Origin of the sequence: Syntrophus sp. (in: bacteria) (assembly GCF_040768185.1) — a bacterium.
In the GTDB taxonomy this organism is placed as follows: Bacteria; Desulfobacterota; Syntrophia; order Syntrophales; family Syntrophaceae; genus Syntrophus; species Syntrophus buswellii.
The window spans coordinates 85,755-102,514 of record NZ_JAXGNC010000003.1 but is presented as its reverse complement, the minus strand read 5'-3'; the positions used below and the strand labels follow the sequence as shown (position 1 = coordinate 102,514).

Annotated in this window: 18 protein-coding genes, 1 tRNA gene and 1 pseudogene; 13 read left to right on the top strand and 7 right to left on the bottom strand. The window is 56.4% G+C overall.

What is annotated here, in order from left to right:
- The first annotated feature begins 160 nt into the window (after positions 1-160).
- A tRNA-Leu gene (locus AB3175_RS04850) sits at positions 161-247 on the top strand.
- Between the two features lie 208 nt (positions 248-455).
- Positions 456-1,352, top strand: a complete 897-nt coding sequence (locus tag AB3175_RS04845) for a radical SAM protein (protein WP_367359825.1) — start codon at positions 456-458, stop codon at positions 1,350-1,352.
- A gap of 210 nt (positions 1,353-1,562) precedes the next feature.
- Here the strand turns inward: AB3175_RS04845 and AB3175_RS04840 are convergent, their stop codons facing one another.
- Together AB3175_RS04840 and AB3175_RS04835 are read right to left on the bottom strand one after the other, a co-directional pair.
- Complete coding sequence (locus tag AB3175_RS04840; RefSeq protein WP_367359824.1) at positions 1,563-2,336, bottom strand: class I SAM-dependent methyltransferase; 774 nt, start codon at positions 2,334-2,336, stop codon at positions 1,563-1,565.
- A 69-nt stretch (positions 2,337-2,405) separates the two neighbouring features.
- Positions 2,406-3,845, bottom strand: coding sequence for an META domain-containing protein (locus tag AB3175_RS04835; RefSeq protein ID WP_367359823.1), 1,440 nt, complete (start codon positions 3,843-3,845; stop codon positions 2,406-2,408).
- Positions 3,846-4,301: 456 nt separating this feature from the next.
- On the opposite strand from AB3175_RS04835, the gene trpD reads away from it, so the two are divergent.
- The 5 genes and pseudogenes from trpD to AB3175_RS04810 all read left to right on the top strand — a co-directional run bounded on the left by trpD (position 4,302) and on the right by AB3175_RS04810 (position 9,297).
- Positions 4,302-5,648: an anthranilate phosphoribosyltransferase gene (gene trpD, locus AB3175_RS04830; protein ID WP_367359822.1), complete on the top strand. Its 1,347-nt coding sequence runs from the start codon at positions 4,302-4,304 to the stop codon at positions 5,646-5,648.
- Positions 5,638-6,399, top strand: coding sequence for an indole-3-glycerol-phosphate synthase (locus tag AB3175_RS04825; protein ID WP_367359821.1), 762 nt, complete (start codon positions 5,638-5,640; stop codon positions 6,397-6,399). Before trpD ends, AB3175_RS04825 begins: the two co-directional genes overlap by 11 nt.
- Positions 6,396-7,091, top strand: coding sequence for a phosphoribosylanthranilate isomerase (locus tag AB3175_RS04820; RefSeq protein WP_367359820.1), 696 nt, complete (start codon positions 6,396-6,398; stop codon positions 7,089-7,091). Before AB3175_RS04825 ends, AB3175_RS04820 begins: the two co-directional genes overlap by 4 nt.
- Positions 7,092-7,264: 173 nt before the next feature.
- Positions 7,265-8,505: pseudogene (locus AB3175_RS04815) on the top strand (DUF1015 domain-containing protein).
- A gap of 27 nt (positions 8,506-8,532) precedes the next feature.
- A complete protein-coding gene (locus tag AB3175_RS04810; protein ID WP_367359819.1) occupies positions 8,533-9,297 on the top strand; it encodes a tRNA1(Val) (adenine(37)-N6)-methyltransferase in 765 nt (254 codons plus the stop codon).
- On the opposite strand, the gene AB3175_RS04805 is transcribed toward AB3175_RS04810, so the two are convergent.
- A complete protein-coding gene (locus AB3175_RS04805; protein ID WP_367359818.1) occupies positions 9,266-9,769 on the bottom strand; it encodes a DUF721 domain-containing protein in 504 nt (167 codons plus the stop codon). The genes AB3175_RS04810 and AB3175_RS04805 overlap by 32 nt on opposite strands.
- A 112-nt stretch (positions 9,770-9,881) precedes the next feature.
- Here AB3175_RS04805 and AB3175_RS04800 point away from each other — a divergent pair, with 112 nt between their 5' ends.
- On the top strand, positions 9,882-10,238 hold the full coding sequence (locus AB3175_RS04800) for a molybdenum cofactor biosynthesis protein MoaE (protein ID WP_367359817.1): 357 nt from the start codon (positions 9,882-9,884) through the stop codon (positions 10,236-10,238).
- Here AB3175_RS04800 and AB3175_RS04795 read toward each other — a convergent pair.
- Genes AB3175_RS04795 through AB3175_RS04780 form a run of 4 tightly spaced genes read right to left on the bottom strand, consistent with a single transcriptional unit; the run spans position 10,230 to position 12,425 of the window.
- A complete protein-coding gene (locus AB3175_RS04795; protein ID WP_367359816.1) occupies positions 10,230-10,769 on the bottom strand; it encodes an O-acetyl-ADP-ribose deacetylase in 540 nt (179 codons plus the stop codon). The genes AB3175_RS04800 and AB3175_RS04795 overlap by 9 nt on opposite strands.
- Positions 10,770-10,820: 51 nt before the next feature.
- Positions 10,821-11,414 carry a hypothetical protein gene (locus tag AB3175_RS04790; RefSeq protein ID WP_367359815.1) on the bottom strand — a complete coding sequence of 198 codons (594 nt, stop codon included), beginning with the start codon at positions 11,412-11,414 and terminating at the stop codon, positions 10,821-10,823.
- Positions 11,308-11,781 (bottom strand): hypothetical protein, encoded by a 474-nt coding sequence (locus AB3175_RS04785; protein ID WP_367359814.1) that lies wholly within the window; start codon positions 11,779-11,781, stop codon positions 11,308-11,310. The genes AB3175_RS04790 and AB3175_RS04785 overlap by 107 nt, the downstream gene beginning before the upstream one ends.
- A 5-nt stretch (positions 11,782-11,786) precedes the next feature.
- Positions 11,787-12,425, bottom strand: coding sequence for a hypothetical protein (locus AB3175_RS04780; protein ID WP_367359813.1), 639 nt, complete (start codon positions 12,423-12,425; stop codon positions 11,787-11,789).
- A 222-nt stretch (positions 12,426-12,647) separates the two neighbouring features.
- Between AB3175_RS04780 and AB3175_RS04775 the strand changes: the two genes are divergently transcribed.
- From AB3175_RS04775 to AB3175_RS04755, 5 genes are all read left to right on the top strand, one after another.
- On the top strand, positions 12,648-13,046 hold the full coding sequence (locus AB3175_RS04775; protein ID WP_367359812.1) for a hypothetical protein: 399 nt from the start codon (positions 12,648-12,650) through the stop codon (positions 13,044-13,046).
- The gene (locus tag AB3175_RS04770; protein ID WP_367359811.1) at positions 13,043-13,699 is read left to right on the top strand and encodes a protein-L-isoaspartate(D-aspartate) O-methyltransferase; all 657 of its coding nucleotides are present in this window, start codon (positions 13,043-13,045) and stop codon (positions 13,697-13,699) included. The genes AB3175_RS04775 and AB3175_RS04770 overlap by 4 nt, the downstream gene beginning before the upstream one ends.
- Positions 13,700-13,857: 158 nt before the next feature.
- Positions 13,858-14,742, top strand: coding sequence for a peptidoglycan DD-metalloendopeptidase family protein (locus AB3175_RS04765; RefSeq protein ID WP_367359810.1), 885 nt, complete (start codon positions 13,858-13,860; stop codon positions 14,740-14,742).
- 49 nt (positions 14,743-14,791) lie between these two features.
- A complete protein-coding gene (locus tag AB3175_RS04760) occupies positions 14,792-15,940 on the top strand; it encodes a radical SAM protein (RefSeq protein ID WP_367359809.1) in 1,149 nt (382 codons plus the stop codon).
- Between the two features lie 123 nt (positions 15,941-16,063).
- A complete protein-coding gene (locus tag AB3175_RS04755) occupies positions 16,064-16,549 on the top strand; it encodes a CarD family transcriptional regulator (RefSeq protein ID WP_367359966.1) in 486 nt (161 codons plus the stop codon).
- Positions 16,550-16,760: the final 211 nt, after the last annotated feature.

Sequence of the window (16,760 nt, the reverse complement as noted above, 5' to 3'; positions counted from 1 at the left end):
ATCTCCTGGTGATATTTTTAGAGAATGAATACGATGTAAGCTCAGCGGAGGTTCTTAGCACTATCGGCATAATTTTGAAACTCAATTTTGCTTGACAAGGCCAAAAGGATCATTGTAAAAAAGCACCTGCTTCCGGATAGGGAGCTCCGGACTTACGGATGCCGAAGTGGCGGAATTGGTAGACGCGCTAGGTTCAGGGTCTAGTGGGTGTAGGCCTGTCCGGGTTCAAATCCCGGCTTCGGCACCATTTTAAAAATCTGACATGATGGGGATTTAGATCTGATTTCTAAGTCCCCATTCTTGTTTCTGGAGCGGCGGAAAAAGAGGGGGCCGTGTTTACATCTCCGGGTGTCGTGCATAAATTAAGGGCACTGAACGAAAAAGCCCGGTAAAGGTCGCCTATCCAGGCGGAAGGCGGTCTTTCAGCCATGATGTCAAAGTTAAGGAGGTTTCTGGTGAGTATTTTTTCCGAAGACGAAGGGATGCACTACGAGGGGTTTTGTATCCGGCCGCCAAGCGAGGCGGACAGCATCCTCCTGCAGGTAACTCTCGGCTGCTCCCACAACCGCTGCACCTTTTGCGGCACATACCGTGACAAGGGCTTTCGGATCAAGGATAATGATATCATCCTGAGCGACATCCGCTACGCGGCGCGCCATATGTCCCACAATAACCGCCTGTTCCTGATGGACGGAGACGCCCTGATCATCCCCCAGAAAAGGCTGATGTGGATCCTGGAGCAGATTGAAGAGCACCTGCCCCGGGTTCAGCAGGTGGGCGCCTATGCAAACGTAAAGAGCATCAAGAAGAAGACCAGTGAGGAACTGGAGGAGCTGCGCCGGCACAATCTCCGCATTCTTTATCTGGGGGTGGAAACCGGTGACGATGAGATCCGGGAGGCAATCCAGAAGGGTTCCGACGCTGCGACCTGCATTGAGATGGGACGGAAATTGAAGGAGGCGGGCATCCAGGTGTGGGTGACGGTTCTGCTGGGGATCGGCGGGCGGGAAAAATCCCTCCGGCACGCCCGGGCGACGGGCGAACTGCTCAGCGCCATGGACCCGGATTTTGTGGGGGCGTTGACCGTGATGCTCATTCCCGGGACGCCGCTTCATGAGGATTATCTCCACGGCAGATTTGAACTTCCCGATCAGGCCGGACTTCTGATGGAGCTGCGGGAGATGATCGCCCACACCAATTTGAGCCGGGGGTATTTTTTCTCGAACCACGCCTCAAACTATCTGCCGATCAAGGCGAAATTCCCCGGCGGGAAGCAGAAGGCCCTCGATCTGATCGATGCGGCCCTGCGTGGGGACGTCCGCTTGAAGCCGGAATGGATGCGGGCGCTGTAGGACGCCGGCAGAGATCTCTCGAAGGGAAGGGGCGTAAAGTCAAGAAGCGTTTCGTTCCGGGCCTGGCAGGCTGTTCCTGAGTGCATCGACGGGCAACAGGCCCGGGTAACCGGAAAGGTGTTTTGGGCGGGCCACTGATATCCGATCGATCCCGCCGAGCCTGGTTTTCAGCGTTTGATGCCGCGGCGGTGACGGGATGTGCCCATTTCTTCAAATCTTTTTCCCGATATAGAAAACATACCCGTAAAACTCTTTATATATCTCATAGAGCCTGGCTTCATGCCGCTCGTTTTCTACGAGCTCTTCGGCCGTTTTGTTGCCGGCATGCTTTTTTAGAAATTTCTCCTGTGCAGAAACCTGCGGGGCATAAAAATGTTCCGTCCAGCAGTTTTCAGGCTCGACAAACGTCGCTGTCGGGATATATCCGGCTTTTTCCATTTGTCCGACTTTATGGGAGATGATGTCGATTTCCGGATAAGCATCTTGCCAGTACCGCTCGATTTCGACGGGCCGCCTTCGCGTGAACCAGGACGCTTCTGAAACGGCAAGATACCCACCTGGCTTCAGGAACTTCCGCCATTCGCTTATGCCCCGCTCAAACCCGATATTATAGATCGCCCCTTCCGACCAGATCAGATCCAGTTCTTCCTTCTGGAAAGTAAGATGTTCCATGGAGCCGACGATGCCCCGCACTCTGTCTTGGAGGTTCCGTTTCCGGCTGTTGGCGTTGAAGATATCGATGAAGTCGGCAAACAAATCAATGCCTGTAATGTGCCCCGGTGCATGTTCAGCGAGCACCATTGTCTGGCCGCCGGTTCCACAGCCGATATCGGCAATGTGTGACTCCCCTGTCAGGTTGTCAATAAAGCTCAGGGCTTTAAGCGTTACTTCGGGGCTTCCGGGTCCCTGCCGTTCTACGCTTGAAAAATATTCGCAGATCAATTTGAAATCGAACTCATGGATGGATTTGTTTTCCTCGCTCATTCCTCATCCTTTATCTTCCCTGTGGAATATGATCGGTGCCGTGAACCAGGATCGAATCCCGCGGATCGGTCATTTCTCCTGCAGTGCGACCGCCTCGAACCGCGCGATCACAGTGCCGGCTGCATCCAGGAGCTCGAGGTGGCTGCCCCGGATGCGGTAGCACGCCACATGCTTCAGCGTCTCGATGAGCCGGTTTTCCTGATCCATGCCATCCGGGCAGGACATCCTGGTCGACGCCATGCGGCCGAAACGCAGCCTGTCACCGTCGAGCTCGATGCTGCCGATGATGCGGTTGCAACCGCCGCTTCCGGTGACGCGCAATGCATCGGCGGCAAAGATCAGATGCGCTTCGCGCTGCTTCGTGGCCGCAGTCGCGGGATATTCGCCCAGGCGCACAAGCTTCCAATAGGTGCCGCGCAGGGGGCTGTCAGCCAGCGGATTGCCGCAGCTTTCACGAGGCCAGACAGCGACAAACCGCTCAATCACCAGTGTGGTTTGGGCCGGGCGGCCCTCCTCCATCGACGGACGCTGCGTGATGAGACCTTCCAGGCTTGCCAGCACGGGTTGTCCCGGTTGTGGGGTAGACTTCTGATACGCGGCTTCGAGGGCCTTGTAATCGCCCTCCATCGCCACCGGCAGCCGCCGGCCGTCGACGCAGAGCGTAATGGCGGCGGCATCGGCCATGTAGGTGAACATGCCGGTGAGCATCAGCCTCGGCTCGATGAGGCGGGGTTCGGGCAGCCGGAGCAAGCGGTCGTTATGGCCGGATTCGATGGGCCGGCCGAGAAGATCGAGCTTGCGAAGCGCCGCACCGTCCTTGAGCGGCATGAGGAAAACCAGGGCCTCGCGTCCGCCGCGCAGCACGATGCGTCCTGATTTGTCGCGCGTCCAGCGGCCGATGTCATCGTAGCGGTTCGGCTCAGGCCGGCCGACGTGGATCGTGCGCAGTTGGTAGCGCCCTTCGGGCAGCAGGTCCACGTGCCACACAACGGGGTTTCCGGCACCGGGCAGTTCGCCCTCGTAGGAGGCGGGCAGAACGCCGAGGCCGTCAGTCATCGAGCCCGGCTGCCGTCCGCTGCGGACGGACACCATCTGTATGTGCAGCGGCGCGTTGCGGCCGTCGAGCACCGGGTGGATCCGATCGGTAGTGAACAGCAGCCGTCTCTGGTGCCTGATGGTCGCGCGGACGGTGTAGTGGTGGCCCGATTGCACGGCGGCATCGTCGTAGACAATCGCGAACCGGAATGGCGGCTGCCCGGACGGAGCCAACGTGCTGCGGCCGAGTACCACGGCCGGCGCATCCGCTCTCGAGATTTCCTGCAGCTCAGCCTCAAACACCGCATCGGCCGGCAACGCGATGCGCTCCCGATAGGTTGCGGTGCCCTGCAGGGTGCCGGCCCATGCCGTGCTGAAAACCATAACCCCTGACCAGATCAGCGCACAGGCGGCCAACCGCCAGGGGAGCCTGACCAAGGTTGTCCTCCAGACCGCGATCATGTATCTGCTCATTTTCCCCTCCTTGTTGCGGAACCGTGGGGCAGTGTCATACGTCCGGGAGTCATCCGATCTGCCCCTCTCCGACCCTGTCTGCTGATTAACTTTTTTTCAATATAAAATACTTGACAGGGAAAATAAATTTTAATTAAAAGGGCGATCTGGAAGGATGAAGGAAAACCATGAAACACGTTTTCAACAGCGAAAAGGCCATCCAGTTCTGGTGGTGGACCGCCATATCCGGGTCCGCCAGCGTGACTTTCCTTTGCTATTGAGCCGCATCAAATAAAACAGCAAGGGGCCGTAGGCAGATCCACTGCCTGCGGCCTTTTTTTATCCAATGGGAGCTGGCTTGCCCTGGCGTTCGCTCCAATCCCATGACCGGGTGGAGGGAACTCTCTTTGGATGCAGAGGGTGTTTCCCGGCGCAGCGTCGCCGACAGACAGGTTATTTTCACAGGAGGGTATGTTGATGATTACAGCACTGGTTCTTTTCAAGGCAGAGAAGGGAAAAATCTCCGGGCTGGCCAACAAGGTGGGAGCCATCGACGAGGTCGTTGAAGTCCTGTCGATAACCGGCGAGTATGATCTGATGGCCAAGATTCAGGTCCAGGACTACGAAAATCTGGCGGACATCGTGACGGAGAAGATGCAGAATATGGAGGGCGTTCTGTCGACGAGGACCATGATGGCCTTTAAGACCTATAAGTTCCATGAACTCATCGTGGGCGCTCCTTCGGCATTGATCATGCCGGAGGACGCTCCGGAGACGGCCATGGTGCTGGAGAACGGCAAGAAGACGATCGCGCCGATCCTTGCCAAGCTGACGGAGCACTTCAACCTCGATAAAAATGAAATCAATAACGTGATCGATGCCATCAACGCCGGGCAGTTGTCCGACGTGCAGATTGCCGGATTTCTGGTCGGTCTTCTGTGCAAGGGGCCCAGCATCAAGGAAGTGGCCCACATCGCCCAGGCCATGCGCCGAAACTGTGTGCCCATCAAGGTCTCCACGACAGCGGAACTCACGGACACATGCGGGACCGGAGGCGGGTTGACCACCTTCAATGTGAGCACCGCCAACGCCATCATGGCGGCCTCCGCCGGCATTCCGGTGGCCAAGCACGGCAGCCGCTCCATTTCGTCATCCTCGGGCAGCGCCGATGTCCTGGAGGCCCTGGGCGTCAACATCGACCGGACACCGGAGCAGGTGGCCCGGATGATCGAGGACATCGGGATCAGCTTCATCTATGCCCCCAATTTCCATCCCGTCATGCTCAAGGTATTTGGGCCGGAAAACCAGCTCGGCATCAAGACGATCTTTTTCACGATCATCGGCCCGCTCATCAATCCTGCTGGCGCCAGGAACCACACCATGGGCGTCTACAAGCCGGAGCTGGTTAACATGATGGCGGAAGTGGTTGCCGAGATGGATTTCAACCATGTCATCATTGCCCACGGCATGGACGGGCTGGATGAGATATCCCTGATCGGCAAGACCTCGATTGCGGAAATCAGGCAGAAGCAGATCAAGTACTATGAGTTCGTCCCGGAGGATTTCGGACTGAAGCGCTGCACGCTCAGCGATATCGCCGGCGGCGGGCCGGAGTTCAACGCCCGGGTGATTCGAAACATCTTTGCCGGCACGGAGCGCGGACCCCGCCGGGATTTCCTGGTCCTGAACAATGCCGCCACGCTCTATGTGAATGGCAAGGCGCCCAGCATCCAGGAGGGGATAGAGCTGTCCCGCTCCCTGATCGATTCCGGGGCGGCACAGAGAAAGCTCAATGAACTGGTGGAACGGTCACATGCTGGTTGACGGGAATTTCGATAGAGAAAAAATGGAAGCCCGATGCGGAGGAAGGGGCAAGCCGCCTCTGTCCGCGTCCATACGAATGCGGCAGCGCTCAGGCCTCTTCCCTGTGATCTCCGAGATCAAGGTGCGGTCTGACAAGGAGGGCGATCTCCTGCGGGGCCGCGATCCGGTGGCGCTGGCGCAGGAAATGTCACAGCGCCCTGTGGCGGGAATCAGCGTCGTGACGGAACCGGGGCACTTTGGCGGCCACATGGGCCTTCTGAAGGAGGTCGCCGCCGCGGTCGGCGTCCCCGTCCTCCACAAGGACTTCATCACCACGGAACGCCAGGTTCAGGAATCGGCCGACTGCGGCGCTTCAGCGATCCTCCTGATTACGGCCATGCTCGATCTGCGGCAGATGACGCGGCTCATAGAGGCAGCCAGGGACTGCGGCCTGGAGACTCTGGTGGAGGGACACGATGCGGCAGAGATCAGGAAGATCGAGCATCTTCCCTTCGATCTGCGCGGTATCAACAATCGGGACATCACCGTCTTCGAAGTGGACGACTCCGATGTGAGCCGGACGGAGGAGCTTGCGGGCTTCTGCCGGGGATCCCGTATCCTGATCAGTGAGAGCTCGATCCGCTCGGCGGCGGATGTCCGCCGCGCCGGCAGAAGCGGCGCCGATGCCGTTCTGGTCGGTACGGCCGTGCTGAAAGCGGAGAACGTGGGCTCTTTCCTGGACGAGCTGGTCGCTGTAGGATGGCCGGTATGACACGGATCAAGATCTGCGGCATCACGACCGTCGAAGACATCCGCCTCTGTGCGGCGGTGGGAGTTGACGATCTGGGCTTTGTGGTGGAATACCCCATCGATGTCCCCTGGAATCTTGATCGGGAGCAGGCCGGAAAGCTCATCCGCAGCGTCCCCCCTTCCGTCTCGCCGGTCATTGTGGTCGGGGAGGATCCCCGGACGATCATCGAACTGACGCAACTGCTGAAGCCCCGCTCGGTGCAGCTCCACGGCAATGAACCCATTTCCGTGACGGCGGAGCTGGTGTCCGCCATCCATGCGCTGGGGGTGAAGGTCCTCAAACCGCTGCGGTTCTCCGTCGAAACGGGGAGGTGCCGATCCTCCTGTGAAGACCCTGTCGATGCCGCCCGGCAGATAGAGGATACGGGGGTGGATGGACTGGTCCTGGATTCCGTCAGCGAATCCCGGCCGGCGGGGACCGGTCGGAACATGGATTGGGGCCTCGCCCGGCGCATACGGGATCAGGTGCGGGTACCCGTTATTCTTGCCGGAGGATTGAACGCCGACAACGTTGCGAAGGCTGTCGCTGCTGTGAATCCCCACGGGGTGGACGTGATCAGCGGTGTCGAAAACCCGGTGGGGAGGAAAGATCCCGCCAGGTTGAAGGCTTTTGTGGCGGCCATCCGCTCGCTGAACGGCAGCTTGAAATCGTGAGCGGGCTCCCCGATGAGGCTGCGGACCGTGCCAACATCGTAGACCGGGGCCGGAACAGGTTGTGCGGATTTCTGATTTCTGCGCCCCGAGGGGATCGCTGGCCTGTTTGGGGATTGATTTAGCGATTTCAATGTGTCAGTATTCGGGCAAATTTCATATCAGGAGAATTCGTTATGTCCGTCGTGATCCCCTTTCGAGCCCTGAGACCTGCTCGTTCCTTTGCCAGGGATGTGGCCTCCCTTCCCTATGATGTCCTCAACCGGGACGAAGCCAGGGCGCTTGCTTCCGGTAACCCCCTGAGTTTCCTGCGGGTTGAAAAATCTGAAATCGATCTGGACCCGCCCGAGAGCGACGTGCCGGAAAAGGTGTTCGCAAGGGCCAGAGAAAATCTGGACAGCCTGGTTCGCCAGGGCGTTCTTTTCCAGGAGAGTACCCCCGGCTTTTATATCTATCAGCAGCGCATGGGCGATCACGAGCAGACGGGGATCGTCGGCTGCGCCAGCGTCGCCGAATATGAATCGGGGCGGATCAAAAAGCATGAATTGACGCGGGCGGACAAGGAACTGGAGCGAACCCGCCATGTCGATACGGTCAACGCCCAGACGGGACCCGTCTTCCTGACCTACCGCTCAACGGACGATCTTGACCGCCTCGTCCGGGATTTCAAGGCTGCCGCCCCTGAATACGACTTTTCCGCCGATGACGGGATCGTGCACAGGGTATGGGTCGTAAGCGATCCGGCGGGTGTCCGCAGACTGGAGGAAGGGCTGAAAGGACTCGATGCGCTTTATATCGCCGACGGCCACCATCGGGCGGCTGCAGCCTGTTCCGTCTGCCGCTCCCGTCGGGAAAGCAATCCCGGGCACCGGGGCGACGAACCCTATAATTTTTTCCTTTCCGTCATCTTCCCCCACAACCAGTTGAGGATCATGGACTACAACCGGGCCGTCCGGGACCTCAACGGTTTGGATCGGGAAACCTTTTTCCGGAAGGTCGAAGAAAAGTTTGAAATCCGCCCCGATTTCAGCCGGAAATCTCCCGAGGCGTTCCATTCTTACGGAATGTATCTGGACGGTAAGTGGCACCAGCTGATTGCCCGGGAAAATCTCTGCGATGAAGCGGACCCCATCGGCCGTCTTGACGTATCCATTCTGCAGAACCACCTTCTGCACCCGTTGCTGGGCATCGAGGATCCCCGGACGGACCAGCGCATTGATTTTGTCGGGGGCATCCGGGGAATGAAAGAGCTGGAGCGGCTGGTGGATTCCGGCAAGTTCGCCGTCGCCTTTTCCTCTTTCCCACAACATTGGAGCAGCCGATGGCGGTGGCGGATGCCGGACTGGTCATGCCTCCCAAATCCACCTGGTTTGAACCGAAACTACGCAGCGGCCTGTTTGTCCATCGCCTTTCTTAGCGGGAGGGTCGGCACATAGGGGGCATCATGATTCTGGCGCGGGAAAACGAGACCGTGGACGGCCTTCTGAACGGACGCCTCCAGGTTATCCAGAAGAAGAGGGGCTATCGCTTTTCCCTGGATGCCCCGTTGCTGGCTTCTTTTATCCGTCTGGGACAGGAACATTCGCTTCTGGACATGGGAACGGGCAGCGGGGTTCTTGCCCTCATCACCGCCATGCGGCGTACGGATGTCCGGGCTGTCGGGGTCGACATCCAGGAGAGCATGGTTGAAATGGCCATGCGCAGCGCGGCCCTGAATGGTCTCGATGGCCGGGTGTCCTTTAAGGTGGGGGATGTCCGTCAAATCCGACGGTTTCTTGATGCGGAATCTTTTGATGCCGTTGTCTGCAATCCACCTTATCGGAAGGCGAATACCGGACGAATCAACCCCTTGGGCGAGAAGGCCCTGGCAAGGCACGAGATCCGGGGGGCTCTCCGGGACTTTCTTGAAGCGGCCGCCTATGTCTTGAAGCCTGGCGGCCGCTTCTTTGTGATCTATCCCGCTCAGCGGCTGGTGCCCCTTATCGCGGGGATGCGGGAAGCGGCCCTCGAACCTAAACGGTTCCGGTTGGTTCATTCCCGGAGTGACACAGCGGGGACTTTTGTCCTGTCCGAGGGCTGCAAGGGGGGAGGCGAGGAACTGGATGTTCTTCCTCCCCTTTTTATCTACAGGGATTCGGAGCTCTATACCGAAGATATGGAGGAGCTTTTCAGGGAGCTTAACCGGTTTCCGACAGCCGGCGGCGGCTGATTTCCTTCGTCATGACGCGCTTGACGATTTCCCGGAGCTCTTCGTCGGCGATGTGTTTCGTGCAGTCGGCGATCATCTGTAAATCCCTTTTCTTCAGGCTTCGGGAGGCTTCTGACGCTGAAGAAGGGGGCGGCGCGGAAGAGGTTGTCGGACGGGCGTCAACCCGGCCCAGAGAAAAGAAAATATTCCGGATTTCCTCTTTTTGTGCTAGGGAATTGAACTGCCTGATGATATTCTCTTTGAGAAAATGGAGCTGCTGCATCCAGACCGATGTGGAAACGGCCACAAAGAGCGTCCTGGCCCTGATACGGCTGGGCCTTGTCTGGGCGGCAATCTGTGGACCGACGGCCTGGTCCCAAAGGGCGAGAATCCGCTTCTCTTCGAGATCAAAGGGAACATGCCGCCTCTTCAAGGCCTTTTGAAGAACCGGGCCAAGAGGTTCCATTTTTTTCTGTGCAGCTCTTCTTCGCATGGCAAATCTCTTCTCACAGTTACGGGCTCGGGTCAATACGGGTTTGGGCGGGATCTCGATTATTCTAAACGCCCCTTGTTTTTTTTTCAGGGATTCGAAAAAGGAGGTTGCGATGGATCTGATGGAAATGATTCAAAAGGTAAAGAGTCACCCCGATTTTCATAAGGCGGGGATGATTCTGTGTCATAACGGCGTGGTCCGGGCGACGACCCGGGACGGGAAGCCCGTCTCCGAGCTTACTTTAACAGCCGACCGGCAGCGTCTTGAAGCCATTGTAGCGGAGGCGAAGAAGCGGCCGGGCATTGTGGAAGTCCTCGTTGAAATCCGCGAAGGTCTGCACCCTGTCGGTGACGACGTGATGTACATCGTCGTCGCCGGTGATATCCGCGAGAACGTCTCCGAAACCCTGATGGATACCCTGAACCGGATCAAGGCCGAGGTCACCAGGAAGCAGGAAACGTTAATATGACGGAATAAGGTCCCGGAGAACGGCGGAAAAGGCCTCGAAGGTCTCCTGCCCGAACAGGACAAAGCGGACAAGCTCGATGTCCCGGTGGGCCGCGAGGTAGTCAAGAACCGTTGTCAGGGCAATCCTGGCGGCCTCCTGGAGCGGATAGCCATAAACCCCGGCGCTGATGGCCGGGAAGGACAGGCTTTTCAACCTGTTTGCGGAAGCCAGTTTCAGGCTTTCCCGGTACGCGCCGGCCAGGATGTCCGCTTCACCGTGGGCGCCGCCCCGATAGATTGGACCGACGGTGTGAATGACGTACCGGGCCTTGAGATTGCCGCCCGTGGTTATGACCGCCTGGCCGGGGGGGCAACCCCCGATTTTGCGGCATTGAGCCATAATGGCCGGTCCGCCGGCCCGGTGAATGGCGCCGTCGACCCCGCCCCCGCCTCTCAGGCCGCTGTTGGCGGCATTGACCAGGGCATCCGTTTCATCCAGGGTGATGTCGCCCTGAACCAGGACGACTCTTCTGTTTCCGATTCGATGTTCCATATTCCCATCTTCCTCAGCCGGATGTTGTCACGACAGGGGCTGACCGTTCTTTTATGATTGACAGAAGACGGCTTGCCCCGTTCCGAAGACAAGCATGTCGTAGGTTTTTTTGATTCGGTCCCAGTTTTCTTCCCGGTCCATGGACCAGTACCGGCCAATGACCGAAACCACCTTTCCCCTTTGCAGTTCCGCCGCCTTGTTTTCAATCTTTTCAATATACAGAGCGCCGCTTTCCGGCTGTTCACCCCGACGGCCGAGCATGGCATGAATGTAGACCTCGGGGACACCTTCCCGTTTGGCCATCTCCATCAGGGCAAACAGATGCGAAAGGGAGCCGTGCGAGCTGAAAAAGGAAACGATGCCCAGCAGATGCAGGGCCTTGGAATTGCGCTTTGCCGCAGACATGACGGAAAGGAAGGCTTCGTTCTCGTAGAACGTTCCGTCGGAAATGGCCTGATTGATGCGGACCCGATCGGCATAGATCGGCCTTCCGGCGCCAATGTGCAGATGTCCCGCTTCCGAATTTCCGACCGTTCCTTCAGGAAGCCCGACGGCTTCTCCCGCCGCCTTCAGGGTCGTCCATGGACAGGTCGTTTTCAGGCGATCCATGGTCGGCGTGGCGGCTTGGGCAATGAGGTTGCCCAAGGTCTGGTCGCTTTCTCCCCAGCCGTCGAGAATGAGAACAAGGAGCCTCTGCGCCGGCTTGATTCCCTTCGGGACCGGGGGTGATGATCAGCGATTTTCCGGTCATGGCCGCCGGAACGGGGAGGCGGAACAGCTGGAGGACGGTTGGGGCGATATCCGTCAGGGCTCCATCCCGGCGAAGCTCAAGGTCCGGGGTATCGTGGAGAAGGATGAAAGGGACGGGGCTGTCTGTGTGGCCCGTGTCAATAACGCCGTCGGGATAGAGCCATTTTTCGACTGTCCCGTGGTCGGCGGTGACCATGACCGTCAAGCCCCGGCGCTTCGCCTCGTCAATGACCCGGCCCGTCTGGCGGTCGACTGCTTCCACGGCCCTCAGGATGGCTCCGCTAAGTCCATTTCGGCCGTGGCCAGGATCACGTCCACATTGGGGGGAAAATTTGCAAGGATGAACCGGCAGGACGGATCGGCAATCTTGTCGAGAATGGCTTCGGTTATTGCCTCGATGGACATCTCCGGGGCTTCATCGAAAAGATGGACGTCTCTGCGCGTGGGCACGATGATCCTCTCTTCTCCCGGGAGGGGATGCTCCTTCTTCCCGTTCAGGAAATAAGAAACATGGACCGCCTTTTCCGCTTCGGTGATCTTGGCTTGGCTGATGTGGTTCCGGGAAAGGACGTCGCTTAAGGTATCCTGCAGCTCTCCCTCCGGGGGAAAGGCCACTTGCACATTCAATCCCTTTTTGTATTCAATCATGGTGGCAAAGGACAGCAACAGGTCATCCACCGGGGAGAAAGCAGAGAACCCTCTTTCCGTCAGGCTGCGGGTCAGTTCGATTTCACGTTCTCCCCGGATGTTGTAGAAAATGACGGCATCATTTTTCCCGATGCGGCCAACCGGCCGCTGACCGGCATCCATCAGAACCAGAGGTTCCAGGGTCTCGTCATCGCTGTTGCGCAGATACGCATTCCTGACGGCCTCTGACATGGCGTGACCTGTGGAGAGTTTCCCCATGGGCATTTCCTCCTTCTTGATTCTTACTAACGAAAGCGGCCGGTGATGTAAAGGAAAAATCAGAGAAGACGGGGTTTGCCTTTTCAGTTGAAAAAAGGAGTGTTCAATGCTAATAATCACCAAATATTGAATTTGAAAATATTTATTTTTATTTAATATATTCAGGGAAATCTTCCAAAATCTGCCATAGATAATTTATGGAATGAAGCGGAGCAGACAATCATGATTCTTCTGACAAAAACCCCCGAAAATGTCCTTCAGGAGGAACTGCTTAGAGAAAAAGCAGAAGTCCTCAGCCGGGCCGGCGAGAGGGTCTCCTCGATCCTTCAGCAGCTGCAGGACATGGAAGAGGACATAGAAGGGTCCCTCCGTTTCCTGACGGGGGATTGCTCGGAAGGTTCCGTGAACGTCGCCCTCTCTCCCGATGCGGTCATGCCTGAACCGTTGATGATCGAAAAAATCAATGAAAAAATCCTCCAGTTTAACGCGTTGAGAGAGGAGGCGAAACTGCGCTATCACTATCTGATCATCACCCGGGAGGCCCTGGGTATGCGGAAACATCACTGGGTTGAAGCTATTTATAAAATTCCTGCGCGGAAGGGATATATGCACGGTCGATGATGGACAGATTTCAAAAGCAGCGTTGGCGGATGGTTGAAACCCAGATCCAGGCCAGGGGGGTCACAAATCCCCGCATTCTTGAGGCGATGTCCAAAATACAGCGCCATCTTTTTGTTGAAGAGGCCCTGGCGGATCAGGCATACAACGACAACCCCCTCCCGATTGGTGAGTTGCAGACCATTTCTCAGCCCTACATGGTGGCCCTGATGACGGACGCCCTGGAACTCAAAGGGAGGGAGCGGGTTCTGGAGATTGGAACCGGATCGGGATATCAGACCGCCCTGCTGGCGGAACTGGCCGAACAGGTCTTCTCCATAGAGCGGGTTGCGTCGCTGGCCAACAATGCCCGTCGCATCCTGGATCATCTGGGATATTACAATGTGGCGATCCGGGTAGGGGACGGCACTTACGGCTGGAAAGAGGAAGCGCCCTTCGACGCCATCCTGGTAACGGCGGGGGCGCCCGGAATCCCGCAGCCGCTGGTTGAGCAGCTGGCGGTGGGAGGGCGGCTGGTTGTGCCGGTGGGTGGAAGGTCTGTTCAGGATCTTCTGAAAATTACGAGACAATCCGAGGATGTGCAGGACTTGAAAAAAGAACACCTGGGAGGCTGCCGTTTTGTAGACCTGATTGGAGAATATGGCTGGTCCGGCTGATCTTCCTTAAGATGTATTTGTGAAACGAGGAGCCGACACTGAGCAGATTGACCCTTTCCAAAAAACATTTCATCTTTTTGTTTCTGCTGTTTATTCCGTTTATCTTCTCTGACGTCTACGGTTTTAAATCCGGAAAACCGAAAGGTGTATACCATCGAGTGAAGAAGGGGGAGACCCTTTACAGCATCGCCAAGGCGTATTCCGTGCATGTGCAGGACCTGGCGGAGGTCAATAATGTTGAAAATCCCGACCTGATTGAAGCGGATCAGGTTCTCTTTGTCCCGCATGCGAATGAGGTCATCGAAGATGTCATGCTGTTGCTGAGGGCTCAGGGATTCGACCCTCTGCGGAACAAACCCCCCGCTGGCGAAGAGCCCGTTGCCAAGAGTCCGCCCGGCGGAGAAAGTCCTTCCCGTTCCAAACCCCTTTTGAAATCTGACGGCAGCCGGACTTCGGATGTTGAGTCCCCCAAGGCTTCGCCTTCCCTTCCAGGCAGCGCAGCAGGAGAGATTTCTGAAACGCCGGAAGAGGAAGCCGCTCCGAAGGAGCGGGAAGAATTGCCTCCCAAAGCGCCCCCCCCCGCCCCTCCGCCGAAGCCTGTAAAAAACGCCGCCGGTTCTTTGAACAAGGAGGAGTTGCCGACGGATGTTTCCGGTAAGCTGCAGTTTGACAAAAAGCGGTTTATCTGGCCTGTCAAGGGCAGGGTCATCTCCCGTTTCGGCATTCAGCCCAACAAAATGTATCACAACTGGATCAGTATCAGCGGAAAGGATATGACGCCCGTCGTTGCAGCGGCCGGGGGAACGGTGATTTTTTCATCGGAGTTGAAGGATTACGGTGAAACGATTATTATCAAACATGCAGATAATTTCGCCACAGTCTATACCCATCTGAAAACCCGGAAGGTCCGGTTGGACGACACGGTCCGAAAAGGGGACACGATCGCCCTGATTGGAAAGATCGGCGAAGAGGATAAAGTGTATCTTAATTTCGAGGTTCGACACCAGAACCGGGCAAGGAATCCGCTTTTTTTCCTTCCCTGATGATCATCGCCCTCTTGGAGAGCGAATGTCATGACATATGAGGTGCCCCATGGATTTTTCGTTTGAACAGGGTCCAATCCGGCCGCCCAGTGAGGCAAAAAGCCTGCTGATCCGGGTGACGCGCAACTGTCCCTGGAACAAGTGCGCGTTCTGCAATTCTTATCGGGGGAAAAAATTTGAGCTGCGGCCTCTCGATGAGATTATTGCCGACATCAAGAAAATGCAGGAAATTGCAAGCCATGTTCAAAAGCTGTCCTGGAAACTCGGTGAAGGGGGGAAGGTGACTAATCGGGTGATCCGGCTCATTTTTGGCCAGGAAAGCACCTACGATGACAATTTCCGCTCCGTGGCCGCCTGGCTGTATTTCGGGGGGCAATCCATTTTCCTCCAGGATGCCGACTCGCTGATCCTGAAAACGGAAACCCTTGTTTCTGTCCTCAACGAAATCAAAAACGCCTTTCCATTCGTAACGCGGATTACCTCCTATTGCCGTTCAAAGACAGCCTCCAGAAAATCGGTGGATGAATTGAAGCGGCTCAAGTCCGCCGGATTGTCGAGAATTCACATCGGGATGGAAAGCGGATACGATCCGTTGCTGGCCTATATCCGCAAGGGGGTTACCGCCGCCGAGCACATTAAGGGAGGGCGCCATGTCGTTGAGGCGGGGCTCTCCCTCAGCGAGTACGTGGTGCCCGGTCTTGGAGGGACCCGGTGGACGCGGGAGCATGCCGAAGAAACGGCCCATGTGCTCAACCAGATCAATCCTGACTTCATCCGGCTGAGATCCCTGCACGCCGTTCCGGGGACCGATCTTCACGACAAACTGCTGAAGGGTGACTTTATTCCTTTAAGCGATAATGATGTCGTAAAGGAAATCCGGTCTTTGATTGAAGGGCTTGAAGGCATTGAATCTTGCGTGGTCAGTGATCATATCCTGAACCTCCTGGAAGAGGTCGAGGGGAAATTGCCCCAGGACAAGGAAAAGATCCTGAGCGTTATTGACCGCTATCTGGCCCTGCCGGAAAAGGACCAGCTCATTTTTCGGCTGGGCAGGAGAAAGGGCATCTACCGCAGCGTTGATGATTTCTCCGATAGCCGCCTCTACAATTCCCTGCGGGAGACGGTTGAAGAATATGAACTCCGGGAGCCCGGCCAGCTCGATAAGGCGCTATCCCTTATGATGCATAGCTATATCTAGAGGGGACCTGGATCCTGTCCTTCCGGAGACGAAGAATAAAGAACGTAGATGGGAATTATATTGACGTTTTTTCAAATATTTGATAGTAATAGCAATTCAAAATAGCTTTAAGGAGTGTGGATGATGTTTAAGGTGGGTGATTTGGCAGTATATCCAGCGCAGGGTGTGGGTGTCATTGAGGCCATTGAGAGCAGGGAAGTCATGGGCAGCACTCAGAAGTTCTATATCATGAAAATTATGAGCAATGGCATGAAGATCATGATCCCCACTGGCAGTGCGGAGTCCGTAGGGCTCAGAGAGCTGATTCTCGAGGATGACGTCCCGAAGGTTTATGAGATCCTGAAGAACAAAGATATAACCATCGACAAGCAGACCTGGAATAAGAGATACAGGGAATATCTGGAAAAGATCAAAACGGGTTCGGTATTTGAGATTGCCCGGGTGCTCCGGGATCTGCTCATTCTGAAAAATGACAAGAACCTCTCGTTCGGTGAACGGAAGATGATGGATACGGCCAAAAGTCTTCTGATCAAAGAAATCTCTATCGCCAGTAACGCAGAAGAGACGAAAATCGAGCAGGATCTGAAGTCAATTTTCTCGTTGCAGTAAGTCTGTCCGAAATATTTGCCTTCTTGAAATGCTTTCCTTAAGCCGCAGACGAACGCGAACGATGAGAAGGAGGTAGATAAGCGATCAGGAAAGAGATGAGAGAAGGCTATTCCTTCTGTACAACAGTGTTGACGGTGCTCTTGAATTCTCCATATGAAATATCCCCTTGCTTTCGCAAAAGAAAGCATGAGTGGTGTTTTGTATCAAATTT